This is a genomic window from Borrelia persica No12, from assembly GCF_000500045.1.
GTDB lineage: Bacteria > Spirochaetota > Spirochaetia > Borreliales > Borreliaceae > Borrelia > Borrelia persica.
Genome location: NZ_AYOT01000226.1, coordinates 1 through 1,212, shown reverse-complemented (window position 1 = coordinate 1,212; position 1,212 = coordinate 1). Strand labels below are relative to the sequence as shown.

The following is a 1,212-nucleotide window of genomic DNA, read 5'->3' as shown; positions in this document are numbered from 1 at the left end:
ATATATCTTCTCTAGTAAGTACACATTAAGCAAAAAACTTTCCGTATAACATGGTGTATAAGAATGCAATATATAGTCATAATTCTCATATATAATTAATCTGCTCTTATGTATCTTAATTTGTTCAAGTCCATGAATAGCTTCTTCTTTATTTCCTTTTTTTAAATAACAACTAATATAACTAGAATCAATTCCAGTATCATATACCTTGTCATAATCTAAATACATAAATCCAGTAGGGAATTCTTGATTCACTTCTACATTTAAATTATCAAGTTCATCGGCTGTCTTTACTAAAATATACCCAACTCCATTAAATCTGTAGCTAATAATACACTGCAATAATGCTGCTTTAAGTTCTATTTTTAGATTATCTAATTCTTCTTCTAGTGATGTAACAGCAGAAGATGTACTTTGCAAACTAATCCCATTCTTTAATACATCTTCTGCCACATTATCTATATAATTTCTGAAAAATATTGAGTACTTGTATAATTCTCTTGAATTAATTTTAAAATTTAATTTCATCTTAAATAATATCTCACCTTATAACATACATAAATATAAAGCATATTTTAGTTTTTGCTAACTTAGTTTAACAAAAAAAACTAAAATTTTTACAAAAAAAATATTGAAATTTATAGGAGAGAATTTTACTTTCTTAAATCTATTTTATAACTAATGAATAAATTATTGATATTAACGCTAAAAATATTCCTATATTAAGAGTAATAATTGTTCCAAACATCCAACCATGTAACTTTAATGTACCTTTAATTTCTGATACTGATTTGTCAATCTTATTATCTAGTTCCATTTTATTAAGTTCCATGTCTTTTCGAACGTTATCAATCTTGTTATCGAGGTCTTTAATGTCTGACTTTAATTCATTCCTAACAGTATCAATCTTAACGTTCAAGTTATTTTCAACATTATCAATCTTATTATTAAGTTCAGTGAATTTAGTATCAATCTTATTATCCACATCACGAATATCAGACTTTAATTCACTTTTAACAATATCAATCTTGTTATCAAGTTCAGTGAATTTAGTATCAATCTTTATATTCAGATTATTCTCAACGTTATCAATCTTATTATCAAGCTCATTAAACTTACTATCCATTCTATTAATAAGTTCTTCTTTGGTATCAAAAATCTTTTCTTCTAAATGTTTTAATTTAATATCAAAGTTTTCTTTAAGATACTCAA

At 24.5% G+C, this 1,212-nt stretch carries 2 protein-coding genes; both read right to left on the bottom strand.

Translation table 11 applies throughout. The annotated features are described in order from the left end of the window. Nucleotides 1-528, bottom strand: a 528-nt coding sequence (locus U881_RS0109845) for an anti-CBASS protein Acb1 family protein (RefSeq protein ID WP_024654253.1), incomplete at its 3' end; no start/stop codon positions are given. A 139-nt stretch (nt 529-667) separates the two neighbouring features. Beyond that, a partial coding sequence (locus U881_RS13420) for a hypothetical protein (RefSeq protein WP_024654252.1) occupies nt 668-1,212 on the bottom strand: 545 nt, incomplete at its 5' end.